At 67.4% G+C, this 24756-nt stretch carries 24 protein-coding genes; 5 read left to right on the top strand and 19 right to left on the bottom strand.

The window, feature by feature from the left end:
* Positions 1-82: 82 nt before the first annotated feature.
* The 3 genes from gltX to AC1Q87_RS03080 all read left to right on the top strand — a co-directional run bounded on the left by gltX (position 83) and on the right by AC1Q87_RS03080 (position 3334).
* A complete protein-coding gene (gene gltX / locus AC1Q87_RS03090) occupies positions 83-1495 on the top strand; it encodes a glutamate--tRNA ligase (RefSeq protein WP_492607525.1) in 1413 nt (470 codons plus the stop codon).
* A gap of 57 nt (positions 1496-1552) precedes the next feature.
* A complete protein-coding gene (gene gltA / locus AC1Q87_RS03085) occupies positions 1553-2833 on the top strand; it encodes a citrate synthase (protein WP_436061278.1) in 1281 nt (426 codons plus the stop codon).
* A 141-nt stretch (positions 2834-2974) separates the two neighbouring features.
* On the top strand, positions 2975-3334 hold the full coding sequence (locus AC1Q87_RS03080) for a hypothetical protein (RefSeq protein ID WP_492607524.1): 360 nt from the start codon (positions 2975-2977) through the stop codon (positions 3332-3334).
* On the opposite strand, the gene lpxB is transcribed toward AC1Q87_RS03080, so the two are convergent.
* From lpxB to rpsB, 15 genes are all read right to left on the bottom strand, one after another.
* Complete coding sequence (gene lpxB, locus AC1Q87_RS03075) at positions 3284-4441, bottom strand: lipid-A-disaccharide synthase (RefSeq protein ID WP_492607523.1); 1158 nt, start codon at positions 4439-4441, stop codon at positions 3284-3286. The two genes, AC1Q87_RS03080 and lpxB, sit on opposite strands and share 51 nt — an antisense overlap.
* On the bottom strand, positions 4438-5280 hold the full coding sequence (lpxI, locus tag AC1Q87_RS03070; RefSeq protein ID WP_492607522.1) for a UDP-2,3-diacylglucosamine diphosphatase: 843 nt from the start codon (positions 5278-5280) through the stop codon (positions 4438-4440). The genes lpxB and lpxI overlap by 4 nt, the downstream gene beginning before the upstream one ends.
* A gap of 3 nt (positions 5281-5283) precedes the next feature.
* A complete protein-coding gene (gene lpxA / locus AC1Q87_RS03065) occupies positions 5284-6081 on the bottom strand; it encodes an acyl-ACP--UDP-N-acetylglucosamine O-acyltransferase (RefSeq protein ID WP_492607521.1) in 798 nt (265 codons plus the stop codon).
* A complete protein-coding gene (gene fabZ, locus AC1Q87_RS03060) occupies positions 6078-6545 on the bottom strand; it encodes a 3-hydroxyacyl-ACP dehydratase FabZ (protein WP_492607520.1) in 468 nt (155 codons plus the stop codon). The genes lpxA and fabZ overlap by 4 nt, the downstream gene beginning before the upstream one ends.
* Positions 6542-7558 (bottom strand): UDP-3-O-(3-hydroxymyristoyl)glucosamine N-acyltransferase, encoded by a 1017-nt coding sequence (gene lpxD, locus AC1Q87_RS03055; RefSeq protein WP_492607519.1) that lies wholly within the window; start codon positions 7556-7558, stop codon positions 6542-6544. Before lpxD ends, fabZ begins: the two co-directional genes overlap by 4 nt.
* 41 nt (positions 7559-7599) lie before the next feature.
* Positions 7600-8223, bottom strand: a complete 624-nt coding sequence (locus AC1Q87_RS03050; protein WP_492607518.1) for an OmpH/Skp family outer membrane protein — start codon at positions 8221-8223, stop codon at positions 7600-7602.
* Between the two features lie 9 nt (positions 8224-8232).
* A complete protein-coding gene (gene bamA, locus AC1Q87_RS03045; protein WP_492607517.1) occupies positions 8233-10632 on the bottom strand; it encodes an outer membrane protein assembly factor BamA in 2400 nt (799 codons plus the stop codon).
* Positions 10633-10663: 31 nt separating this feature from the next.
* Positions 10664-11881, bottom strand: a complete 1218-nt coding sequence (gene rseP / locus AC1Q87_RS03040; RefSeq protein ID WP_492607516.1) for an RIP metalloprotease RseP — start codon at positions 11879-11881, stop codon at positions 10664-10666.
* Positions 11882-11903: 22 nt separating this feature from the next.
* The gene (locus AC1Q87_RS03035; protein ID WP_492607515.1) at positions 11904-13100 is read right to left on the bottom strand and encodes a 1-deoxy-D-xylulose-5-phosphate reductoisomerase; all 1197 of its coding nucleotides are present in this window, start codon (positions 13098-13100) and stop codon (positions 11904-11906) included.
* Positions 13088-13930, bottom strand: coding sequence for a phosphatidate cytidylyltransferase (locus tag AC1Q87_RS03030; protein ID WP_492607514.1), 843 nt, complete (start codon positions 13928-13930; stop codon positions 13088-13090). Before AC1Q87_RS03030 ends, AC1Q87_RS03035 begins: the two co-directional genes overlap by 13 nt.
* Entirely contained in the window at positions 13908-14663 is a 756-nt protein-coding gene (gene uppS, locus AC1Q87_RS03025; protein WP_436061266.1) for an undecaprenyl pyrophosphate synthase, read from the bottom strand. Before uppS ends, AC1Q87_RS03030 begins: the two co-directional genes overlap by 23 nt.
* A gap of 34 nt (positions 14664-14697) precedes the next feature.
* Complete coding sequence (frr, locus tag AC1Q87_RS03020) at positions 14698-15261, bottom strand: ribosome recycling factor (protein ID WP_183770082.1); 564 nt, start codon at positions 15259-15261, stop codon at positions 14698-14700.
* A 40-nt stretch (positions 15262-15301) separates the two neighbouring features.
* Positions 15302-16021 carry a UMP kinase gene (pyrH, locus tag AC1Q87_RS03015; protein ID WP_293402685.1) on the bottom strand — a complete coding sequence of 240 codons (720 nt, stop codon included), beginning with the start codon at positions 16019-16021 and terminating at the stop codon, positions 15302-15304.
* Positions 16022-16119: 98 nt separating this feature from the next.
* The gene (tsf, locus tag AC1Q87_RS03010) at positions 16120-17055 is read right to left on the bottom strand and encodes a translation elongation factor Ts (RefSeq protein WP_492607513.1); all 936 of its coding nucleotides are present in this window, start codon (positions 17053-17055) and stop codon (positions 16120-16122) included.
* A gap of 99 nt (positions 17056-17154) precedes the next feature.
* Positions 17155-18012, bottom strand: a complete 858-nt coding sequence (gene rpsB / locus AC1Q87_RS03005; protein ID WP_492607512.1) for a 30S ribosomal protein S2 — start codon at positions 18010-18012, stop codon at positions 17155-17157.
* A gap of 228 nt (positions 18013-18240) precedes the next feature.
* Here rpsB and AC1Q87_RS03000 point away from each other — a divergent pair, with 228 nt between their 5' ends.
* A complete protein-coding gene (locus tag AC1Q87_RS03000) occupies positions 18241-18591 on the top strand; it encodes a hypothetical protein (RefSeq protein WP_492607511.1) in 351 nt (116 codons plus the stop codon).
* Here AC1Q87_RS03000 and dnaE read toward each other — a convergent pair.
* Together dnaE and sidA are read right to left on the bottom strand one after the other, a co-directional pair.
* Positions 18588-22037 carry a DNA polymerase III subunit alpha gene (dnaE, locus tag AC1Q87_RS02995; RefSeq protein ID WP_492607510.1) on the bottom strand — a complete coding sequence of 1150 codons (3450 nt, stop codon included), beginning with the start codon at positions 22035-22037 and terminating at the stop codon, positions 18588-18590. The two genes, AC1Q87_RS03000 and dnaE, sit on opposite strands and share 4 nt — an antisense overlap.
* A 16-nt stretch (positions 22038-22053) precedes the next feature.
* Positions 22054-22143 carry a cell division inhibitor SidA gene (sidA, locus tag AC1Q87_RS02990; protein WP_183770094.1) on the bottom strand — a complete coding sequence of 30 codons (90 nt, stop codon included), beginning with the start codon at positions 22141-22143 and terminating at the stop codon, positions 22054-22056.
* A gap of 98 nt (positions 22144-22241) precedes the next feature.
* On the opposite strand from sidA, the gene AC1Q87_RS02985 reads away from it, so the two are divergent.
* Positions 22242-22667 (top strand): VOC family protein, encoded by a 426-nt coding sequence (locus AC1Q87_RS02985; RefSeq protein ID WP_492607509.1) that lies wholly within the window; start codon positions 22242-22244, stop codon positions 22665-22667.
* Here the strand turns inward: AC1Q87_RS02985 and AC1Q87_RS02980 are convergent.
* On the bottom strand, positions 22664-23350 hold the full coding sequence (locus AC1Q87_RS02980; RefSeq protein ID WP_492607508.1) for an ABC transporter ATP-binding protein: 687 nt from the start codon (positions 23348-23350) through the stop codon (positions 22664-22666). The genes AC1Q87_RS02985 and AC1Q87_RS02980 overlap by 4 nt on opposite strands.
* Positions 23343-24644: a lipoprotein-releasing ABC transporter permease subunit gene (locus AC1Q87_RS02975; protein WP_492607507.1), complete on the bottom strand. Its 1302-nt coding sequence runs from the start codon at positions 24642-24644 to the stop codon at positions 23343-23345. The genes AC1Q87_RS02980 and AC1Q87_RS02975 overlap by 8 nt, the downstream gene beginning before the upstream one ends.
* Positions 24645-24756 lie beyond the last annotated feature (112 nt).

Genomic DNA, 24756 nt, shown 5'->3' with positions numbered 1-24756 from the left:
GCTAGGACGTGGCGAAAAGGGCGTGTTAAGAGGCGCCGCGCGCACGTCAGGCGCGCCTGCTGCAGACATAGCTTCAATCTCGATGTCCGACCGTCCCGTCGTCACCCGGATCGCCCCCTCGCCCACCGGCTCCATGCACATTGGCACGGCCCGGACGGCGCTTTTCAACTGGCTTTATGCAAAGCACACCGGCGGCCAGTTCCTGCTGCGCATCGAGGACACCGACCGCGAGCGTTCGACCGAAGCCGCGGTGAAGGTCATTTTCGACGGCCTCGACTGGCTGGGGCTGAAGCCCGACGCCGCGCCGGTGTTCCAGTTCGCGCGCGCCGATCGCCACCGCGAAGTCGTGGCCGAGATGCTGGCCCGTGGCGGCGCCTACCGCTGCTACATGACCCCCGCGGAGCTTGAGATCGAGCGCGAAGCTGCGCGCGCCGAGGGCCGCGTGATCCGCTCGCCGTGGCGCGACCGCACCGACGCCGGCAACTACGACGAGGCCCAGCCCTACGTCGTGCGCTTGAAGAGCCCGCTCGAAGGCGAGACCGTGATCGCCGACGAGGTGAAGGGCCAGGTCACGTTCCAGAACAAGACCCTGGACGACCTGATCCTGCTGCGCTCGGACGGCACGCCGACCTACAACCTCGCCGTCGTGGTCGACGATCATGACATGGGCATCACCCATGTGATCCGCGGCGACGACCATCTGAACAACGCCGCCCGTCAGACTCTGATCTACCAGGCGATGGGCTGGGAAGTTCCGGTCTGGGCGCACCTGCCGCTGATCCACGGCCCGGACGGAACCAAGCTGTCCAAGCGCCACGGGGCGCAGGCGGTCAGCGAATTCGACGACATGGGCTACCTGCCCGAAGCCATGCGCAACTACCTGGCCAAGCTCGGCTGGGGCCATGGCGACGACGAGATCTTCTCCGACGAGCAGGCGATCAGCTGGTTCGACGTCAAGGACGTGGTCGGCGCCCCCGCCCGCCTCGACTGGGACAAGCTGAACCACCTGAACAACCACTATATCCGTCAGGCCGAACCGGCCCGGCTGGCCAAGCTGGTCGTCGGCATCCACAAGAGCCGCGACTTCCCGCTGCACGACGGCGACGAGGCGATCATCGAGCGCACCGTGCCGCTGGTGCGCGACGGCGCCAAGACGATGCCGGAACTGGCCGACGCGACGGTCTTCGCTCTCAAGCGCCGTCCGCTGGAACTTCCGGAAAAGGCCAAGGGCCTGCTGACCGACGAGACCCGCGCGCGGCTGAGCCGCCTGCGCGAGCACCTCGACGGCCAAGCCGATTGGACGGTTCCGGCGCTCGAAGCGGCGCTTCGCGGCTTCGCCGAATCCGAGGGCGTGGGCATGGGCAAGTTCGGCCCAGCCTTACGTGGCGTCCTCTCTGGAGGGTCCCCGGCTCCTGATCTGGCCGGAGCCCTTGTGAGCCTTGGAAAACCGGAAAGTTTGGGGCGCCTCGACGACGCGCTTTCACAGTCCGCATAAGGCGCTATAAGGCACCCTGAAACGGGCGTTTAACTCCTGCAAGACGGAAGGAATGGCATGGGCGATACGGCTAAGGTGAGTTTCGACGGCAAGTCGGTCGAGCTGCCGATCCTCAAGGGCACGGACGGCCCCGCCGTCGTGGATATCCGAAAACTCTACGCCGAGGCCGACGTCTTCACTTACGACCCGGGCTTCACGTCGACGGCGAGCTGCGAAAGCAAGATCACCTTCATCGACGGCGACAAGGGCGTGCTGCTGCATCGCGGTTACCCGATCGATCAGCTGGCCGAGAAGTCGAGCTTCCTCGAAGTCTGCTACCTCCTGCTGAACGGCGACCTGCCGAACGCCAAGGAGTTCGAGACCTTCGAGCACAACATCACCTATCACACGATGCTGCACGAGCAGTTCGATAGGTTCTTCATGGGCTTCCGTCGCGACGCCCACCCGATGGCCATCATGGTCGGCGCCGTCGGCGCTCTCTCGGCCTTCTATCACGACAGCACCAACATCGATGATCCGGAACAGCGGATGATCTCGTCGCATCGGCTCATCGCCAAGATGCCGACGATCGCCGCGCGCGCCTTCAAGTACTTCAAGGGCCAGCCGTTCGTGCATCCGCGCAACGACCTGTCCTACTCGGAGAACTTCCTGCGCATGTGCTTCTCGGTCCCGGCCGAGGACTGGAAGCCGAATCCGGTGCTGACCCGCGCCATGGACCGCATCTTCATCCTGCATGCGGACCACGAACAGAACGCCTCGACCTCGACCGTCCGCCTGGCCGGTTCGTCGGGCGCCAACCCGTTCGCCTGCATTGCGGCCGGCATCGCCTGCCTCTGGGGCCCGAGCCACGGCGGCGCGAACGAAGAAGCGCTGAACATGCTCAAGGAAATCGGCTCGGTGGAGAACATCCCCGAGTACGTCCAGGGCGTGAAGGACCGTCGCTATCGCCTGATGGGCTTCGGCCACCGGGTCTATAAGAACTACGACCCGCGCGCGACCGTGATGCAGAAGACCTGCCACGAAGTGCTCGCCGAAGTCGGCCACGGGGATGACCCGCTGCTGAAGGTCGCGATGGAGCTGGAAAAGGTCGCCCTGAGCGATCCGTACTTCATCGAACGCAAGCTCTACCCGAACGTCGACTTCTACTCGGGCATCACCCTGCGCGCCCTCGGCTTCCCGCCGGAGATGTTCACCGTGCTGTTCGCTCTGGCCCGCACCGTGGGCTGGATCAGCCAGTGGAAGGAAATGATCGAGGATCCGTCGCAGAAGATCGGCCGTCCGCGCCAGATCTACACGGGCGCCGGTCCGCGCGACTACGTCGCGGTCGACAAGCGCTAAGCGCGATCGACATCGAAAGACATCAGCCCCGTCCGGTTCGCCGGGCGGGGTTTTTGTTTGGCGCCTAGGTATACGCCTAGGTTGCGACGCACGGCGATGCTCGTAGGGTTTGCTCCGCCAACCCGCATGAGGAGCACGCCCATGGCGTTCATGGCGAAGCTGAACGAGCCCCAGATCACCCGCGACATGTACGAGCTGGTCCGGGCCGAGATCGATTGGGATCACAACCCGCCTGCCGGCTGCCTGCTGCACATCGCCTCGTTCGACGAGGCTGGAGCGCACACGGTCGACATCTGGGACAACGAGGAAGACCTGAAGGACTACCTGGAAGACCGCTTCATGCCGGCCTTGCGCAAGCTGGGTCTGGGGCCGGTCAATCCCACGTGGTCGGAGCTGCATGTCTGCGCGGCGGCCCCCGGGATCCAGCAGTACGTGCTGGACGCCGCGCCGCTACGCTCGCGACCCGAGCACTTCCAGAACGGCGTCGGCCGCCACGTCTGACGGGTCGGCCCCGCCGCGGCCCATCTTCTGCAGGGCCGCCGTCTGGGCTTCGATCTGCCGCTCGCGCAGCGCCGGATCGTCGAGGCGCAGCGCCACCTCGCGCGCGAGCGCCGGCCCGTTGCAGTCGTCCTGCACCAGTTCTGGCGCGACGAAGTCCTTCGCCGCGATGTTGAACAGGGTGATGTAGGGCGTGCGGATCAGCCGCTTGAGGATCGCGTGGGTCATTGCGCCCAGGCGGTAGCCGACGACGATCGGCACGCCGGCCAGCGCCAGCTCGGTCGTGACCGTGCCCGAGCAGGCCAGCGCCACGGTCGCGGCCTTCATGGCGTCGAGCTTGGCGCCCTCGCCTTCGACCACATGCGCCCAGCCTGACGCCTGTTCCTTGACGCTTGCGGCCACCGTCGGCGCCGCCGGGATGATCACCTGCAGGTCGGGGCGCGCGGCCTTGAGGATCGCCACGGCGTCGGCGAACGGCGGCAGCACCCGGCTGATCTCCCCCGGCCGGCTGCCCGGCAGCACCAGCAACACCGGCGCTTCGGAGGCGATCCCCAGTTGCGCCCGCAGCCGCCCGCCGTCCGCCTGCGAGAAGTCGAGCGTCAACGCCGAGTTGCCGACGAAGGTCACCGGCAGACCCTCGGCCTCGAAGTACGGCGCGTCGAACACATGGATCGACAGCAGATGGTCGACGGTCGCCGCCAGGGTCTTGGCCCGGCCCGGACGCGTCGCCCACACCTGGGGCGCGACGTACTTGATGAGCGGCAGTTTCGGGTCGAGCTTGCGCAGCTGCTGCGCCACCCGCAGCGTAAAGCCCCAGGAGTCGATCAGGACCACCACGTCGGGCTTCTCGCGCTTGGCCAGGGCGACGGTGTCCTCGACCCGCGCCACGACCTTGCGATAGGCCAGCAGGCCCTCCAGAAGCCCCAGGATCGACAGCTGCGCGATGTCGAACGGGCTCTGCACGCCCTCGGCCGCCATCTTGGCCCCGCCGACCCCGACGAAGCGCACGCCCTCGCCCAGCCGTGCGCGCAGCGCCCGCGCCAGGCCCGCGCCGCGGTCGTCCCCCGACGCCTCGGCCGCGACCAGCATGACGCACAGCGGCTTGCTCACGGCGCGATCGAGGGGTCGACGCCCACCACGAAGATGCCGAGCTCGTCGGCCAGGGCGATCACCGCCTCGCGGTCGAGCACCAACAGCCGCCCGACCTCCCCCGCCACGCCGGCCAGGCCCGCCTGGGCCGCCCGCTGGATGGTGTTGAGGCCGATGGTCGGCAGGTCGATACGCGTCTCCTGGATCGGCTTGGGCGCCTTGGCCAGCACGCCGCGCGGCGCGTCCGCGCTCCCGCGGATGTTGCGCGGCAGCTCGGCCACGCGGCGCAGCATGGCGTCGGTGCCTTCTTGCGCCTCGACCGCCAGCACCAGGCCGTCGCAGACGACCGCGCCCTGCCCCACGTCCAGCTGCCCGATGGCCCGCGCCACCCGCAGCGCATGCTGGACGTCGGCCATCTGCTCGTCGCTGGGCGTGACGGCGCCCAGCGCGCCGGCGGCCAGGGTCAGGTCGCCCATCACCTCGTGCGCGCCTTCGACGACGAAGCCTTCCTTCTCGAACTCGCCGAGCAACTGGCGCAGCAGCGCGTCGTCGCCCTGCCGCGCCGCAGCGATCACGCCAGGCAAAGCCATGAGGCCGCGAAGGTCGGGGGTCAGCGACTTGAAGTCGGGTCGGTCGACGGTGCCGACCAGCGTCACCGCCTGACAGCCGGCCCGCTTCAACGCCTTGAAGCACTTGCCGAGTTCAGCGATGCCGATGTCCTCACCCGGGAACCGGGCGATCTCTTCGCCGGCGAACCCCTTGAGACGGACGATGAAGAACGGGCGTCCGGCGCGTTCGCAGTACTGCGCGATCTCGACCGGCAGATTCCCGCCGCCCGCAATCAGCCCGAGCTTCTGCACGGACTAGACCTCCCGCTCCGGCAGGCAGAGCGGCCGGCTGGCGTCGGCGCGGATGAAGTCGACAATCTCCATGACCTCGGGGGAGCCCGAATAGGTCTCCACCGTGTCGTCGAGCCGCTCCTGGAAGGTGCCTTCGTCGGCGAACAGCATCCGATAGGCCGCGCGCATGGTGTTGATCGTCTCGCGGCTGAAGCCGCGGCGCTTCAGGCCCAGCAGGTTCAGGCCTTCGAGGTGGGCGTGGTTGCCCCACACCGAACCGTAGGGGATGACGTCCTTCACGACGGCGGCCAGGCCGCCGACCATGGCGTGCCGTCCGACGCGGGTGCGCTGGTGCACCGCCGCCAGACCGCCGACGATCACGAAGTCGGCGATGTCGCAGTGCCCGCCCAGCGTCGCCTGCTTGGTCAGGATCACCTGGTCGCCGACGATGCAGTCGTGCCCGACGTGGCTTTCGATCATGTAGAAGCCGTCGGAGCCGACCTTGGTCATTCCGCCGCCGCCGACGGTGCCCGTGTTCATCGTCGCGTGCTCGCGGATGATGTTGCGATCGCCGATGATCAGCTGCGTCGGCTCGCCTTTGTAGGCGGTGTGCTGCGGGGGCCCGCCCAGCATGGCGAACGGGTAGACCGCATTGCCCTCGCCGAGCGACGTCACGCCGTCGACGACGACATGCGAGAAGAGCTTGGTGCCCGCCCCGATCTTCACATCGGGCCCCACGGTGCAGAACGGACCGATCACGACCCCGTCGGCCAGCTGGGCCTTGGGGTGGACGACGGAGCTGGGATGGACGTCGATGCTCATGGGGTCTCCACCAGCATGGCCGCGAACTCCGCTTCAGCAGCGGTCTTGTCGCCGACCATGGCCTTGCCTTCGAACTTGAAGAGCCCCCCGCGGGCGCGCAGCACCTTGACGTGCATGCGCAGCACGTCGCCCGGCCGCACCGGCTGCCGGAAGCGGCAGTTGTCGACCGAGGTGAACAAAATCGTCTTGCCGGCGCGATCGACGTTCAGCGTCTTCGACATCAGCACCGCGCCGGTCTGGGCCATGGCCTCGACGATCAGCACGCCGGGCATCACCGCGTATTCCGGGAAGTGGCCCTGGAAGAACGGCTCGTTGATGGTCACGCACTTGATGCCGACGATCGACTCGTTGGGCCGATACTCTTCGGCGCGATCGACCAGCAGGAACGGATAGCGATGCGGGATCCGCTCCATGATCTCCGCGATGTCGATCGAGACCTCGGCTGTCGCCACGTCGTTGCTCATTTGTCGGTCCCCTTGCGGTTGGCGGAGCGCGACAGCCAAGCCACCTCCCGCATCCAGCGTCGAATGGGTTGTCCAGGAACCCCGCCCCAGGTTTCGCCGGCCGGAATGTCCCGGAACACGCCGGCCGCGGCGGCCACCTGGGCGCCGTCGCCGATGTTCACGTGGTCGGCCACCCCTGCGCGACCGCCGAAGGCCGCTCCGTCGCCGATCACGACGCTGCCAGAAATGCCGGTGTGCGCAGCCATGACGCAGTTCCGTCCCACACGCACGTTGTGGGCGATCTGCACCAGGTTGTCGATCTTGGTGTTCTCACCGATCACCGTGTCGTCGAACGCGCCACGGTCGATGCAGGTGTTGGCGCCGATGGTCACGCCGTCCTGCAGGATGACCCGGCCCAACTGCGGAATGTCGACGACGCCGGTGGCGCCTCCGGCCGCCCCGAAACCGGGCTCGCCGATCCGCGCGCCGGCCAGGATGCGGACCCGATCGCCGAGCAGCGCGAAGCCCAGGGTGACATTGGCGCCGATCACGCAGTCGCGTCCGATGGCGACGCCCGGACCGATGACGGTGTTGGCGCCGATCTCGGTCCGCGCGCCGATCCGCGCGCCCGGTCCGACGACGACGCCAGGCGCAAGGTGCACGTCGTCCTCGAGCACCGCGTCAGCGGCGATCAGGTCAGGGCCGGCGTAGCGGCGGGCGCGATGCAGCCGGGTCGCCGCCGCCGCGTAGGCGGCCTGAGGCGTGGGCGTGACGAGCGCCGCGCATCCTTGCGGAGCCAAATCCCTGTCACGCGGGGTGACGAACACCGCAGCGGCCTTGGCCGCGGCGAGCTCGGCCGCATACTTTTTGTCGGTCAGGAAGGTGACGGTGTCGGGCTGGGCGCTGGCCAGCACGGCGACGCCGCGGACCTGAACCTGGCCCTGGGCGGCGTCGGAGAGTTCGGCGCCCGTCAGGCTGGCCAGTTCGGCGAGCGTGACGGGGCCAAGGTCTTCAAAGAATCGGGGGTCGGGCATGGGAATCCTCAGCTCGACCCGCCTTTATCGCGAGTCGCGCCCTACTTGGTCGCCGCGGTCGGAGCGGCAGCCTGGTCGAGACGTTCACGGTCGAAGGTGAACTGGGTGATCTTCGCGTTCAGCGCGGTTACGACCGGCTGGCTGATGTCCATCGACGGGTTCGACAGCACGACGCTCTCGCGGTTGATCAGCAGGCTGCACTTGTTCTGCTGGTACACTTGGCTGACGATCGGGGTCAGCTCCTGGTACACGCGGCCCAGGGCCTTCTGCTGCGTGGCCTGCAGTTCGCGGCCGCGCTGCTGTTCCTTGCGCTGATAGGCGTTGGCCTTGACCTGCAGGGCGGCCGCGCGGGTCTCGAACGTGTTCTGGTCGAGCGTGGCGCGCTGACCTTCCAGCGTCTTGGCTTCGTTCTGGATCGCGGTCTGCTCGGCCTTCAGCTCGGCTTCGACCTGGGTCGCGATCTGCTGCAGGCGGGTCTGAACGTACTTCCCGACGGTCGAGGTCGCGATCGCACCTTCCACCGAGACGGTGCAGACGCCAGGCAGCGCCGGACCATGGGTCACCGCGGGAGCCGCCGGGGCGGCCGCTTGCGCGAAGGCCGCGCTGGAAGCGGAAGCAGTGATGACGGCGACACAGGTCGCCGCGACAAGGGCTTTGATCGTCATGTGGAAAATCTAGAACCTGGTTGAGGTTGAGAACCGGAAGGTTTCGGTCTTGTCGTAGTCTTCTTTGGCCAAAACTTGGCTGAAGTCGAATCGGATCGGGCCCATCGGCGAGCGCCAGAACACCGACAGACCGGCGGTCGCACGCAGCGACATGTCGTCATAGATCAACGGGTCGACCGTGCCGTCGGCCTTCAGCTTGTCCTTGTCGTCCAGCAGGCCGAGCGTACCGACGTCGGTGAACAACGCGGCCTTGATGCCGTACTGCTCAGGCAGCCCCGTGGGAATCGTCAGCTCGGCCGAACCGATGGCGTAGGCGCGGCCGCCGAGCGCGTCGGAGCGCCCGAAGTTCGTGTCACGCGGACCGATGCCGGCGGTCTCGAAGCCGCGGAAGCTGTTGCCGCCCTTGTAGAAGCGGCTGTTGACCCGAACCGTGTCGCCGTTCCAGCCGGCGATGTAGCCGCCCTGCCCGGTCAGGCTCAGGATGAAGTCCTTGTTGAAGCCGTAGTACCAGCCGCCGGTCACTTCGGTACTGATGTAGTTCACGTCGCCGCCGATGCCGGCCAGGTCCTGGCTGACGTCGAAGCGGAAGCCGCGGGTCGGATTGATCGGGTCGTTCCGGCGATCGTAGAGGTAGGTGTAGCCGATCAGCGAGGTCAGGTACTTGCCGCGCTGGGCGCACAGCGATAGCGAAACCAGCGGAGCGGTCGGATCGCAGTAGGCGTCGTCGATCTGGACGTCTTCCTGACGCAGCGTGTAGCGCGTCGACATCCGCGAATTCAGCGTCAGCGGGAACGCCATCCGGATGTTGCCGCCGACGGTCACGGTCTTATAGGCCGAGTATTCCGTCAGGTCGTAGCGGTACGAATAGAGGTCGACGCCGGCGCCCAGGTCGCGGCCCAGGAACCGCGGCTCGGTGAAGCCGAAGTCGATCTGCTGACGCAGCGAGCCGACCGACACCCGGGCGCGCAGACTCTGGCCGCGGCCGCGGAAGTTCCGCTCGGTGACGCCGAGGTCGAGGATCAGCTGGTCGACCGACGAGTAGCCGGCGCTGAACGACAGTTCGCCCGTCGGCTGCTCTTCGACCTTCACCGCCAGGCGGGTGCGGTCGGGCGCGGTGCCCGGCGTCTCGTCGATGGTCACGTCCTTGAAGAAGCCGAGCGCGCGGATGTTGTTGCGCGAGCGGTCGACCAGGGCGCGATTGTAGGCGTCGCCTTCCACCAGGTTCATTTCCCGGCGGATGACGTAGTCCAGCGTGCGGGTGTTGCCGGTGACGTCGATGCGTTCGACGTACACGCGCGGCCCTTCGCGAACCTGGAACACCACGTCGACCAGGCCGGTCTCGCGGTTCGGGGTGTAGCGCGGACGCACGTCCACCGCCGCGAAGCCGGCGGCGCCGGCCGCGAAGGTCAGCGAGTCGGTCGCCGCTTCGATCTTTTCGTCCTGGTAGAGCTCGCCCGAGCGGATCGGCACCAGCTGCTGCAGCACGTTCTTGTCGAGCTTCTGCAGTTCGGTTTCGACCGTGACCTTGCCGAACCGGTATTCCTTGCCCTCGTCGAGGGTGTAGGTGACGACGAAGCCGTTCTTGTCGGGGGCCAGCTCGGCGATCGCCGAGACGACGCGGAAGTCATAGAAGCCGCGGTTGCGGTAGTGCTTGCGCAGCTGCTCCTTGTCGTACTCCAGGCGGTCCGGGTCGTAGTTGGCGTTGTTCGAGAAGAACTTGTACCAGCTCGACTGCTCGGTCACGACGACGTCGCGCAGGTCGTTGTCCGAGAACTCGCTGTTGCCCAGGAAGTTGACCCGAAGCACCCCGCTCTTGGGGCCTTCGTTGATCTCAAAGATCAGGTCGACGCGCTTTTGCGGCAGCTCGACGATCTTCGGCGTCACGGTCGCGGAAATGCGGCCGGACCGGCGATAGAGCTCGACGATGCGCTGGACGTCCTGCTGCACCTTGGCGCGGGTGAAGATCCCCCGCGGGCGCACGGTCACCTCGTCGCGCAGCTTGTCTTCCTTGAGGCCCGAGTTCCCCTCGAACACCACCTTGTTGATGATCGGGTTCTCGACGACCGTCACGATCATGTCCGAGCCCTGCAGCTCGATCTTCACGTCGGCGAACAGGTCGGTGCGGAACAGGGTCTTCAGCGCCAGGTCGGCCTTGGCGGGGTCCAGGACCTCGCCCGGCTGGATCGGCAGGTAGGACAGCACGGTCGATTGCTCGATCCGCTCGTTGCCGCGCACGATGATGCGCTGAACGACGCCGGATTGCTGACCTTCCTGCGGCGCAGGCTGCGGCTGAGGCGGCGTCGCCTGTTCCTGGGCCAGCACGGCGCTGGGGATGACGATCGCCGTCGAGCCCATCAGCAAGGCAAGGCCGGAGGCGAGCGCGGCGCGGCTAGCGCGGGGTCTTTGCATCGTATCAGCCGTCAATGGAAAAGCGCGGGTTTCAGGAGAAAACGCCGCCGAGGATTTTGAACACACGCAGTTGCTGCAGATCGTTCCAGGTGGCGAACAACATCAATCCCAACAGCAGCGCAAGCCCCACCCGATAGCCCGCCGCCTGGACCCGCGCCGCCAGCGGACGCCGCGCCACCGCCTCGTAGGCGTAGAACAGCAGGTGTCCCCCATCCAGCACAGGGATCGGCAGCAGGTTCATGAAGCCGATGCTCACCGAAATGAACGCGGCCAGTTGGAGCAGATTGACGCTGCTGCCGAGGATCATCCCCCCGACATCAGGCGCGCCTTCGGCTCCAGCCTGCGCAACCTTGCCGGAGATTCGGGCGATTCCGAGAGGCCCGCTGAGCTGATCGGGCGAAACCTGGCCCGTCACCATGCGGCCCAGATAGTAGACGGTGGTCTCGAGCGTGCGCCACGTGCGCTGCACGCCGCCCGCGACCGCCTCGATCGGGTTATAGCGGACGTGCTGGAAGTCGTCGCGGGTCTGGGCCGGGACCAATCCCAGCATGCCCTGGCGACGGGTGCCGGCCACCGAGTCGGTGCGCTCCACCCAGCGGGGCGTCGCCTCGATGGTCAGTTCGCTTCCCGAGCGCTCGACCACGAAGGCGGTCGGGACGTTGGCGCGGACCTGAACGATTTCGGCGACCTCGTCGAAGCCGCGGATGCGGCGCCCGTCGGCCTCGATGATCAAGTCGCCCGGCCGGAAGCCCGCCTGCTCGGCCGGGCTGCCCGCCTGCACCGAAGCGATCTTGGCCGGCAGCACGTACTGGCCGAACGCCATCAACAGCGAGGCGAACAACGCGACGGCCAGCACGAAGTTGGCGATTGGGCCTGCGGCGACGACGATCGCGCGCTGCCACAGCGGTTTGAAGTGGAAATAGCGGGCGACCGCCTCGTGTCCCTCGCGCCGCTCGATCGTGCGACGCATGGTGTCGAGATCTTCGGAGTCCGGCACGCTCGAAGCGTTCTCGTCGCCGGTGAAGCGGACATAGCCGCCCAGCGGAATCCAGCCCACGCGCCATTCGACGCCGGACTTGTCGGTCCACGAGGCGATCGCCTTGCCGAAGCCGATCGAGAAGCGGTCGATGGCGACGCCGAACATCTTGGCGGCCAGGAAGTGGCCCAGCTCGTGGATCGTGACCACGAGCCCCAGGACCAGCACGAAGGGAACGACGAAGGTCAGGGCGGTGAGGATGAAATCGAGCATCTGCTGTTACTCCTCCGCGCGGCTAGCGCCCTAGGCCGCCGACGACCTCGCCGGCGACGCGACGCGCCTGCGTATCCGTCTGCCGAGCCCTTTCGAGCGTGTCGCCGTCCGCCGCCCCCGCGACAAGGCCCTGCGCTTCGACGCGCTCGAGGGTCTCAGACACCGTCGCGGCAATATCGAGAAAGCCAATCTTGCGGTCAAGGAAGGCGGCCACGGCGACCTCGTTGGCGGCGTTCATCACCGCGGGCGCGGCCCCACCGGCCGCCAGAGCTTCTTTGGCGATCTTCAAGGCGGGAAAACGGCGCAGGTCCGGTTCTTCGAAGGTCAATTGGCCGATGGCGGCCAGATCCAGCCGCGGCGCCGGCCACGGCAGGCGGTCCGGCCAGGCGAAGGCGCAGGCGATCGGCGTGCGCATGTCGGGCGCGCCAAGCTGGGCCAGCGTCGATCCGTCGCTGTATTCCACGAGCGAGTGGATGATCTGCTGATGGTGGATCAGCACGTCCACGTGCTCGTCGGTCATCCCGAACAGGTAGGCGGCCTCGATGATCTCCAGGCCCTTGTTCATCATCGTCGCCGAGTCGACGGAGATCTTCGCGCCCATGCTGAAGTTCGGATGGGCGATGGCCTGCTCGGGCGTGGCGTGCGCCATCTGTTCGGCCGACCAGGTGCGGAACGGCCCGCCCGACGAGGTCAGGATCAGACGATCGACCCGCTGGGCGTTCATCGGGTCGAGCACCTGGAAGATCGCCGAGTGCTCGGAATCCACGGGGATCACCGCCCCGCCGGCCAGTTTGGCGGCGCGCAGCAGCGAAGGCCCTGCGCAGACCAGGCTTTCCTTGTTGGCGAGACCGATGACGGCGCCGGCGCGGGCGGCGGCCAGGGTCGGCGCGAGGCCCGCGAAGCCGACGATCGACGACATCACCCACTGGGCGTCGGCGGCGGCCGCCTCGACCACGGCGTTGTGGCCCGCGGCGGTCTTGACGCCCGAGCCCTCGAGCCGCTGGCGCAGCTCAGGCAGCTTGGTCTCGTCCTCGATCACCGCCAGGGTCGGGCGCCAGCGCAGCGCCTGTTCGGCCAGCCGCTCGGCGTTGCGCCCCGCGGTCAGGGCGGTCACCTCGACCTCGACGCCGGCCTTCTCCAGGAGGTCGAGAGTCGAAACGCCGACCGAGCCCGTAGAACCCAGAACGCTGACGCGGCGAGGCAAAGTCAATGCGCCCATCCCCAATAGTTGACCAGTCGGGCGGCGGCCAGCACGACCACGGCGAACATCAGGCCGTCCACTCTATCCAACAAACCGCCGTGACCCGGGATGAGGTCCCCGGAATCCTTCACGCCGAAGCGTCGCTTGAGCATCGATTCCCAGAGGTCCCCGGCCATGGTCGCCAGACCGCCGAGCAGACCGATCAGCGCCCCGGCCGGCACGCTCAGCACAATGGCGCTGAACGCGGCCATCGCCGCGCCTGCCCCTGCCGCCGCGACCAGGCCGCCGACGAAACCGGACCAGGTCTTGTTGGGTGAGAATTTCGGCCAGAGCTTGGGGCCCTTCAAGGCGCTGCCGACCGCGAAGGCGGCGATGTCGGCCGCCCAGGCCACGGCGAACAGCAGTATCGTCCACTGCCGTCCCTCGGGCATGCCGCGCAGCCACACCAGGCAGACGACGGGGATGGCCAGGTAGATCACCCCGAACGCGGCGTTGGTCGGCCGTTCCGCCACGCCCCGCGCCACCAGGGCCGCGGCGACCGCGCCCAGTCCGGCTGCGGTCCAGGCGAGCGGCATCTGCTTCTGATGGGCCAGGAACGCCGCGGCCAGGATCGCCACGGTGAGCGCGGTGGAGACGCGGATCGGGGCCGTCGGCGCGGTCATCGCGCCCCACTCGATGGCCAGCAGCGCGACGGCGACCGCCACCAGCACCAGGAACAGCCATCGCAGCCCGGGCATGTCCGAGAACCACACCGCGCCCAGCACCGCGGGCACCAGAACGGTGGCCGAAGCGACCCGTACGCCCAGATTGGCCCAGTCGAAACGCCTAGCCTGCGGCAAGGACGTCATCGGCCACGGCGCCGCCGTAGCGCCGCTCGCGCTTTTGGAATTCTTCGATCGCGGCGCGCAGATAGTCGGCGCCGTAGTCGGGCCAGAGCACGTCCTGGAAGACGAACTCCGAGTACGCTGTCTCCCACAGCAGGAAATTCGAGAGCCGCTGCTCGCCGCTGGTGCGGATCACCAGGTCCGGATCGGGGATGCCGGCGGTCGACAGCTTGTTCTGCAGCAGGTCCTCGGTGATGTCCTCGGGCCGCAGGCGTCCGGCGGCGACCTCGGCGGCGAGCGCCCGGGCGGCGTCGGCGATATCGGCCCGGCCGCCATAGTTGAACGCGACCTGCAGGAAGAACTTGTCGTTATGGGCGGTCTGGCGTTCGGCCCGCTCGACGATCTCGGCGACGTCGGGCGGCAGGCCCGCGCGCCGTCCGAGGATCCGCACCTTCACGCCCTCGCGCGTCAGCTTGTCGAGGTCGGAGTTCACATAGAGCTTCAGCAGCCGCATGACCTCGGCCACCTCGCCGGCAGGACGCCGCCAGTTCTCGGTCGAGAACGCATACAGCGTCAGCCAGCGCACGCCCTGGGCGGGCGCCGCCTCGACGACCCGCCGGATCGCGTCGACGCCCTTGGGGTGCCCGACCTGGCGCGGCAGGCCGCGGCGCTTCGCCCAACGGCCGTTGCCGTCCATGACGATCGCCACGTGCAGGGGCGCATGCGGCGCGGGCTGCTGTTGATCGATCGTAGCCATGGGTTCCCGTTCGTCCTCGCTCCTGGTGGGACGATTAGACCTGCATGATCTCTTGTTCTTTGGTTTTCAAGGCTTCGTCGACGCGCTTGATCGCTTCGTCCGTAAACTTCTGAACCTCGGTCTCCATCCGCCGCTGCTCGTCCTGCGTGATGGCGCTGTCCTTCTCGGCCTTCTTGAGGTCGTCGTTGGCCTCGCGGCGGACGTTGCGGATGGCGATTTTCTGCTGCTCGGCGTACTTGCCGGCGATCTTCGCCAGGTCCTTGCGGCGTTCCTCGGTCAGCGGCGGAATCGGCACGCGCAGGCTTTGGCCGTCGACGACCGGGTTGAGGCCCAGGCCGGCGTTGCGGATCGCCTTTTCGACCGAGACCACCAGGCCGCGATCCCAGATGTTGACGCTGATCGAGCGCGGCTCCGGCACGCTGACCGAGCCGACCGTGTTCAGCGGCACCGTGGAGCCGTAGGCGTCGACCATGACCTGGTCCAGCAGGCCGGCCGAGGCCCGCCCGGTCCGCAAGCTCGAGAACTCGTCCTTCAAAGTCGAGATCGCCTTGTCCATGCGATCGCGATACTTGCTGAGAACCGGCTTTTCCGCAGCCATAGGATCTTCTCCTAAGATATTGGTCTAATTCGGTGACTGGTCAGGCGATCGTCGTAAAGACGCCCTGCCCTTTCAGCACTTTGAAGAAGTTGCCCCGCTCGCGGATCGAAAACACCACGATCGGGATTTGATTGTCACGCATCAGGGCGATGGCCGAGGCGTCCATGACCCGCAGGTCCTTGGCCAGGACTTCCTGATAGCTCAGCGTCTCATAGCGCTGGGCGCTCGGGTCCTTCTTGGGGTCGGCGGTGTAGACGCCGTCGACGCTGGTGCCCTTGAACAGCGCATCGCAGCCCATCTCGGCCGTGCGCAGCGCCGCCGGGGTGTCGGTCGTGAAGAACGGCGCGCCCAGGCCGGCGGCGAAGATCACCACCCGGCCCTTTTCCAGGTGCCGCAGCGCGCGGCGGCGGATGTAGGGTTCGCAGACCGCTTCCATCGGGATCGCCGACTGCACGCGGGTGTAGACGCCGATCTTCTCGAGCGCGCCCTGCAGCGCCAGGGCGTTCATCACCGTGGCCAGCATGCCCATATAGTCGGCGTTGGCCCGGTCCATGCCCTTCCCGGCCAGCGAGACGCCCCGGAAGATGTTGCCGCCGCCGATCACCAGGCAGAGTTCGATCCCATGATCGACCACTTCCTTGATGTCCTCGGCCACCGCTTCGATCGTCTTGGTGTCGATGCCGAAGAGCGAGTCGCCCATCAGGACCTCGCCCGACATCTTCAAGAGGATCTTCTTGTAGCGGGGCTTGGTTTCGGACATGGCGGCTTCCGTCGAGAATCTGGCTGGGTACTACATAAACCAAGGGCGCCGTGTGCGTCGAACACACGGCGCCCTTGGGGCGTCCTAAATCAGGCGGATCAGCCTTGGCCGGTCATCGACGCCACTTCGGCGGCGAAGTCGTCCTGCTTCTTTTCCACGCCTTCGCCCAGGGCGAAGCGCACGAAGCCCTTCACGGCGACCGGCGAACCGGTTTCCTTGGCGGTTTCGGCGATCAGCTGCTCGATGGTCTGATCCGGGTTCATGACGAAGGGTTGCTTCAGCAGCACCACTTCTTCCTGCCACTTGCGGATCCGGCCTTCGATCATCTTCTCGACGACGGCCAGCGGCTTGCCCGATTCCAGAGCCTGGTCGGTCAGGAACTTCTTTTCCTTCTCGACGGCGGCCGGATCGAGGTCGCCCTCGTTCAGGGCCAGCGGCGGGGTCGGGGTGCCGGCGACGTGCAGAGCGATCTTGCGGCCGACTTCCTTCAGCACGGCTTGATCGCCAGCGCCTTCCAGAGCCACGAGCACGCCCAGGCGGCCGACGCCTTCACCCTGCGCATTGTGCAGGTAGAGGGCCACGGCGCCTTCGCTGACCGACAGACGGGCCGAACGACGCAGACGCATGTTCTCGCCGATCGTCGCGATCAGGTTGGTGATCACGTCGCTGACGACTTCGCCCTTGGCCGTCTTGGCCGCGGTGATGGCGTCCACGCCTTCGATCTCCAGGCCGACGTCCGCGAAATCGCGGGCGGCGTTCTGGAACAGCTCGTTCTTCGACACGAAGTCGGTTTCGGCGTTCAGCTCGACCAGCACGCCGGTCTTGCCGTCGGCGCTCAGCTTGCCGGCCACCAGGCCTTCAGCCGCGGCGCGGTCCGACTTCTTCGCGGCCTTCGAGAGGCCCTTGGTGCGCAGCCAATCGACGGCCGCTTCCATGTCGCCGTTGTTTTCCTGCAAGGCCTTCTTGCAGTCCATCATGCCAGCGCCGGACTTTTCGCGCAGGTCCTTGACCAGCGCAGCGGTGATCTCCGCCATGGTCAGCTCCTTATCAGTCAGAATGGGTTTGACCGGACCCTGATAGGGCCCGGCCATGATCGTTTTTCGTCAAGCTGAGTAAGACGCCGGGAAGGCGTCTTAGCCGGCTTGTTCTTGGTCCGCGGCCGGAGCCTCGGCGACGGGAGCCTCGGCGGGTTGCGCCTCGGCGACCGGGGCCGCTTCGGGCTCCGGCGTCAGCTCTCGGGCCAGGGTCGGCTCGACCGGCGCCACCGAAGCGCCCAGGTCCACGCCAGCGGCCGATTGGCCGGCGGCCAGACCGTCGAGCACGGCGTCAGCCATCAGATCGCAGTACAGCTGGATCGCGCGGGCGGCGTCGTCGTTGCCCGGGATCGGGTAGGTGATGCCGTCCGGATCGCAGTTGGTGTCCAGGATCGCGATGACCGGGATGTTCAGCTTGCGGGCTTCCTGGATGGCGATCGACTCCTTGTTGGTGTCGATCACGAACATCAGGTCGGGAATGCCGCCCATTTCCTTGATGCCGCCCAGGCTCAGCTCGAGCTTGTCGCGCTCGCGGGTCATCTGCAGCAGTTCTTTCTTGCCGCGCCCCTGGCCCTGGCTCTGACCGTCGAGCATGCCTTCCAGCTCGCGCAGGCGTTGGATCGAACCCGAGACGGTGCGCCAGTTGGTGAGCGTGCCGCCCAGCCAACGGTGGTTCACGTAATACTGGGCGCTGCGCTTGGCCGCCGTCGCGATCGGTTCCGAGGCCTGACGCTTGGTGCCGACGAACAGCACGCGACCGCCGCCGGCGGCGACTTCACGAACCTTCACCAGGGCTTGGTGCAGCAGCGGGATCGACTGCGAGAGGTCGATGATGTGGATGTTCGACCGCGAGCCGAAGATGTAGCGGTCCATCTTCGGGTTCCAGCGGTGGGTCTGGTGGCCGAAGTGGGCGCCAGCTTCCAGGAGCTGACGCATGGAGAATTCAGGAAGCGCCATCGCTTTTTCGTCCTTTTTCCGGTTAACCGCCGCAGGCAAACCCTCCAGATGGAGGACCGGAATGGGTATGGCGGGATGTCTCCCCGCACATCGCCAAACACCTGCGTGTGGAATGACGCGCCAAATAGGGGCTGAACGCGGGAATTGCAAGCCTTTGCGCGCTGCGGCCCCGCTCCACGCTTGCGTGCGCGCCCGCCCCGCCGCATCCTCCAATGGCAGGAGGGGCCCATGACACCTATCGTAGCGCTCGGCGTCGGACTCGGCGTTCTAGCCCAGGGGACCTTCGGGGGGCCGAGCGGCACGCTGAAGCCGCAGCCCGGCACGTGGGGCCCCGCGCCCGCCGTCCGTCCCTACACGCCGCCGATCTACGGCGCTCCGCCACCGACGCAACGCAGGGCCAATCCCGGCGCGGCGCCGCCGGCGTTTCCGTCCGCGCCGCAACCGCCCAAGCCGCCGGAGATGTACCAGCCGCCGGCCTTCAAGCCCTACAAGCCCGGCGTCTCGCCCTACTCCGACCGCGGCGGGCTCAACGCGCACCCCAAGCCGGCGAAGCCGCCCGGCTATATCGAGCTGCCCTAGATATCTTCGACGAAGACCACGCCCGGCGCGGTCTTCAACGCGCCACGCACGGAGACGTCCAGGCTGAACCGCCCCGGCAGCTTCAGCTCGATCTCCCGCCCGCGCTCGATATTGGCGACCAGGATGATCTCGCCGCCGCGCGGATTGGCGACGTGCTCCAGCCGCTTCTTCAGCGCGTCGATCTCGGCGCTGCGCGGGGCGACGTGGACGCGCAGACCGGCCACCGCGTTCTCCACGGCCTTGTCGACCGGCTCGGCGTCGTCGCCGAAGAACCGCACCTCGCCGTCCCGCGCCTTGGCTCGGACCTTGAGGGCGACCGCCTTGCCCGGCTCCAGCAGGTCGCGGCACTTGCGCAGCGACTCGGGCGGGAACAGCACCTCGTATTCGCCGGTCGGATCCGAGAGCGTCACGAACGCGAACTTCTCGCCGCTCGACTGCGAGGCGCGCTCCTGCTTGCGCCGCACGACGCCCGCCATCCGGAACGCTTCGGCGCCCGCCTCGGCCTTGGGAATCACGTCGGCCAGCAGATCGGTGCGCCGCCGGCGCAGCGCCGTGACCATGTCGTCCAGCGGGTGCCCGGACAGATAGAACCCCACCGCGGCCAGTTCTTCGTCCAGGCGCTGGACCGGCGTCCACGGCTCGGCCTTGGGCAGCTTCTTGCGCACCTGATCGACAAGGTGGTTGGTCCCGTCCGAGAACAGCGCGCCCTGCTGGGAGCTCTCCTGGGACGACACGCTTTGGCCAAGGCCGGTCAGCAGCTCGGCGGCGGCCAGCAACTGGGCCCGATCGGGGTGGATCGAGTCGAACGCACCGGCCCGCGCCAGCGTCTCGAACGTCCGCTTGTTGACCTGCTTGGGATCGACCCGCGACGCGAAGTCGAAGATGTCCTTGAACGGGCCGCCCGCCTTGCGGACCGCCACCACGTGTTCCATCGCCTGTTGGCCGACATTGCGAATGCCGCCCAGCGCATAGAGCACCTCGCCGTTCTCGACCTCGAAGTCGGCGGACGAGAGGTTGACGTCCGGGCTGCGCACCTTGACCCCGAACCGCTTGGCGTCCTGGTAGAAGACCGCCAGCTTGTCGGTGTTGGAGATATCGAGGCTCATCGAGGCCGCGAAGAACTCGACCGGAGTATTCGCCTTCAGCCAGGCGGTTTGGTACGACACATAGGCGTAGGCGGCCGCGTGGCTCTTGTTGAAGCCGTAGCCCGCGAACTTGTCCACCAGGTCAAAAATTGAGCCAGCCTGCTCGGCCGGCACGCCCTTGGCCTCGGCGCCAGAGACGAACCTGGCCCGCTGCAGGTCCATCTCCTCCTTCTTCTTCTTGCCCATCGCCCGGCGCAGAAGGTCGGCTTCGCCCAGCGAATAGCCGGCCAGGATCTGGGCGATCTGCATCACCTGTTCCTGGTAGACGATGATGCCGTAGGTCTCCTTCAGCACCGGCTCCAGGCTCGGGTGCATGTAGTCGATGGGCTTGCGGCCGAACTTGCAGTCGATGAAGGCCGGGATGTTGTCCATCGGGCCCGGCCGGTACAGCGACACGACGGCGGTGACGTCTTCCAGCGAGCCGGGGCGCAGCTGGCGCAGGGTGTCGCGCATCCCCTGCCCTTCCAGCTGGAACACGCCGACCGTGCCGCCGTTCGACATCACTTCGTAGGCCGGCGCGTCGTCGACCCCGATCGCCGCGAAGTCGACCTCCTCGCCGCGCTTGCGCAGGAACTTCAGCGCCCGGTCGATCACCGTCAGCGTCTTCAGGCCCAGGAAGTCGAACTTCACCAGGCCGGCGCTCTCGACCCACTTCATGTTGAACTGGGTGGCGGGCAGTTCCGAGCGCGGGTCGCGATAGAGCGGGGTCAGTTCGGTCAGCGGCCGGTCGCCGATCACCACGCCGGCGGCGTGGGTCGAGGCGTTGCGGTACAGCCCCTCGAGCTGCAGCGCCGTCTCCAGCAGCTGCTTGACCGCCTCGTCTTCGTCCTTGGCCTGGCGCAGCCGCGGCTCGATCTCGATCGCCTTGGCCAGCGTCACCGGGTTGGCAGGGTTGGCCGGCACCATCTTGGCCAGACGGTCGACGAGGCCCAACGGCAGTTGCAGCACCCGGCCCACGTCACGCAGCACGGCGCGCGCCTGCAGGGTGCCGAAGGTGATGATCTGCGCCACCCGGTCACGGCCGTAGTGCTTCTGCACGTAGCTGATGACCTCTTCCCGACGCTCCTGGCAGAAGTCGATATCGAAGTCGGGCATCGACACCCGCTCCGGATTCAGGAAGCGTTCGAACAGCAGGCCGTAGCGCAACGGGTCGAGGTCCGTGATGGTCAGGGCGTAGGCGACCAGCGACCCGGCCCCCGAGCCCCGTCCCGGCCCGACCGGAATGTCGTGCGCCTTGGCCCACTTGATGAAGTCCGAAACGATCAGGAAGTAGCCGGGGAACCCCATCTGGGTGATGACCCCGATCTCCCGCTCCAGCCGCGCCTCGTACTCATCGAGCGGCAGCGCGTTGGCCTGACCGGCCGCGACCCGCGCCCTCAGCCCCTCGCGCGCCTGGTGCGCCAGTTCGTCGGCCTCCGAACGCCCCGCCCCGGTGTCGAAACGCGGCAGGATCGGGTCGCGCTTCTTGACCATGAAGGCGCAGCGGCGGGCGATATCGAGGGTGTTGTCGCAGGCTTCCGGCAGGTCGGCGAACAGCGCCCGCATATCGGCGGACGGCTTGAACCAGTGCTCAGGCGTCACGCGCCGGCGCTCGTCCTGCATGATGAACGCCCCGTCGGCGATGCAGAGCAGCGCCTCGTGCGCCTCGTACATGGCCTGCTTGGCGAAGTAGACGTCGTTGGTCGCGACCAACGGGATGTCGTTGTCATAGGCGAACGCCACCAGCTCGCCTTCGGCCGCGGCCTGCGCCGGCAAGCCATGCCGCTGGAGCTCCACGTAGAACCGATCGCCGAACACCCGGGCCATCTCGGCCAGCGCGGCCTTGCCTTCGGGTATCTTGCCGGCCGCCAGCAGCGGATCCACGGGCCCATCGACGCCGCCCGACAGCAGGATCAGACCCTCGGCGCGTTCGGCCACCTTCGACCAGGGGACCGAGACGTCCTCGCTGCCGTCCGCCTCAAGGTAACAGAGCGACGAGAGCTCGCTGAGATTGAGGTATCCGACCTCGCTCTGGGCCAGCAGGACGATGGTCGGGATCTTGGCCCAGCGCTCGGTCTGGCCGCCGCCGATGCCCGTGACCGGCAGCGCGCAACCGATGATCGGCTGGACGCCGGCGTCCTTGCTGGTGACGGAGAATTCGAGCGCGCCGTAGAGATTGGCCCGGTCGGTCAGCGCCACCGCCGGCATCTCCGACGCCTTGGCCAGCCCGCTGACCTTGTCGGCCTTGATCGCGCCTTCGAGCAGCGAATAGGCGGAGCGAACCCGCAGGTGGACGAAGCCGTCGTTCCCCGCGTCGCTCACTCTCGCACCTCCGAAGTCAGGCCGCGTACTGGGCCACCGCGCACATCATCCAGACAAAGCCTGCAACCGACACAAAGGCCAGCGATTCCCGAGCCAAGCGAACCATCTGCGACGTCCTCACTGTGGATGTTCTATAAGTGTTCTTATTTCCCGTTTTGTTCTCATCGTCAAGCGGTTTAGTCTCGCGCCGGCACGGAGGTCCGAATGGAACAACGACTGTCCCTCATCACCCTGGGCGTGGACGACCTCGCCCGCTCGCGCGCGTTCTTCGAACAGGGCTTGGACTGGCGTCCGGGCACGGTCGCGGAGGGCGTCTGCTTCTACCAGCTGCCGGGCCTGGGGCTGGCGCTGTTCGGCCGCGAGGACCTCGCCGAGGATGCGCAGAGGCCCGTCGACGGCCGCTTCTCCGGGATCACCCTGGCGATCAACGAGCGCTCACGCGCCGACGTCGACGCCACCTTCGCCCAGGCGCTGGCCGCCGGCGCCACGGCGCTCAAGGCCCCGCGGGAAGTCTTCTGGGGCGGCTATTCGGGTTACTTCGCCGACCTCGACGGCCACACCTGGGAGGTCGCGCACAATCCGGGCTGTACGATCCACGCCGACGGCGCGACGACCTTCGCCGACGACTAGAGCTTTTGCTCTTCCAGGTGGCCGTCCTTCAGCGCCAGCACCCGGTCCATGTGCCTGGCCAGTTCCAGGTTATGGGTCGCGACCAGAGCGGCGACGCCTTCCTGGCGAGCCAGGGCGTAGAGGCTGTCGAAGACGGCGGCCGACGTGTGCGGATCCAGGTTCCCGGTCGGCTCGTCGGCCAGCAGCAGTTTGGGCGAATTGGCCAGCGCCCTTGCGATCGCCACCCGCTGCTGCTCGCCGCCTGACATCTGCGCCGGCTGATGGTCCACGCGTTCGGCGAGGCCGAGGCTGGCCAGCAGATCGCGGGCGCGGTCCCGCGCGGCCTTGCGCGACCGGCCGGCGATCATCTGCGGCAGGGCGACGTTGTCGAGCGCCGTGAACTCGGCCAGCAGATGGTGCGCCTGATAGACGAAGCCGATGGTCGCCAGCCGCACGCGCGTTCGCTGGCGGTCGCTGAGGTCCGAACAGTCGCGGCCTTCGATGACGATGCGCCCCTCGTCGGGGTGCTCGAGCAGCCCGGCGGCGTGCAGCAGCGACGACTTGCCCGAGCCAGACGGGCCGATCAGCCCGACGATCTCGCCGGGGCGGACGTCGACGTCGGCGCCGTTCAGGACGGTCAGGGTCTTGTCGCCGCTCTTGTAGGTGCGGCGCAGGCCCCGGATGGACAGCACGGGGTCACTCATAACGAAGCGCTTCCACCGGATCGAGACGCGAGGCCCGCCAGGCCGGCGGCAAGGTCGCCAGGAACGACATCGCCAGGGCCCAGAACGTGATCACCGACACCTCCTGCCAGTCGATCTTCGCCGGGATGCGGGTCAGGAAGTAGATATCCGAATTGAACACCTCGGCGCCGGTGACCCACTCCACGAACTGCTGGATCTCGCCGATGAAGATGCAGAACAGCGAGCCGATCAGCAGGCCGGCGATGGTGCCGAGCACCCCGACCGCCGCGCCGGACATGAAGAAGATGCGCAGGATCGAGCCCTGCCCGGCTCCCATGGTGCGCAGGATCGCGATGTCGCGGCCCTTGTTCTTCACCAGCATCACCAAGCCCGAGATGATGTTCATCGCCGCGATCGCCACCAGCATCATCAGGATCAGGCGCATGACGTTGCGCTCGACCTTCAGCGCGCCCCAGTAGGCCGAGTTCTTCTCCGTCCAGTCAGTGACCAGCGCCGCCCCGCCGGCCGCCTTGGCGACATCCCCCTTCAGCGCGATCGCCTTGTCCGGGTCGCGCAGCTTGATCTCGAGATAGTCGATGCTGTTGTCGCGGCCGAAGAACAGCTGCGCCTGCTCCAGCGGCATGTAGATGAACGCCTGGTCGTACTCGCTCATCCCGACAGTGAAGGTTCCTGCGACGGTGTAGGTCTTGCGCAGCGGCGTCGCCCCGAACGCGGTCGCCCCGCCGCTCGGCGAGATCAGGCTGAGCTCGTCGCCCGGACCGACGCCCAGCGCCTGTGCGAGCCTGTCCCCGACCATGACGTAGTCGCCGCCGTACTCGCCCTCGTCGAACCCGGCCATCGACCCGCGGGTGATGTTGTCGGCGACGATCTTGGTGGCCTTCAGGTCTTTGGCCGTCGTGCCGCGGACGATCGCGCCGCTGATCTGGCCGGCGCCCAGCGCCATGGCCTGGGCCTCGACGACCGGCGTCACCTGGACGACGCCCGGCAGGTCGGCGATGCGCTTGATCACCGCGTCGCGGTCCGGGTCGGTCAGCACCCCGCCGGTGACATAGAGGTGACCGCTGAAGCCCAGCATCCGCGACAGGAGCTCGGCCCGGAAGCCGTTCATGACGCTCATCACGATGATCAGCACCGCCACGGCCAGCATGATGCCGACGAACGAGATGATCGAGATCAGCGCCACCCCGCCCTGGCTGCGCTTGGCGCGCAGATAGCGGGCCGCCACGGAGCGTTCCCATTGGCCGAACGGCGGCGCGCGCCCGTTCAGCGTCCCGTTGGTCGACGACGTGGTCACGCGGCGACCGCTCCGGCGGACGAAGGACTCGATAGATGCATGCCTGGGAAGATGTCCCGATCCTGTGCGGCCGTCACGGCCCGTTCGCCAGCTTTGCCATGTAAGCGGTGCG

This window comes from Phenylobacterium sp. GW823-FHT02A09 (genome assembly GCF_058797775.1).
The sequence above is the reverse complement of the archived record's forward strand: the minus strand, read 5'-3'. Positions and strand labels throughout refer to the sequence as shown.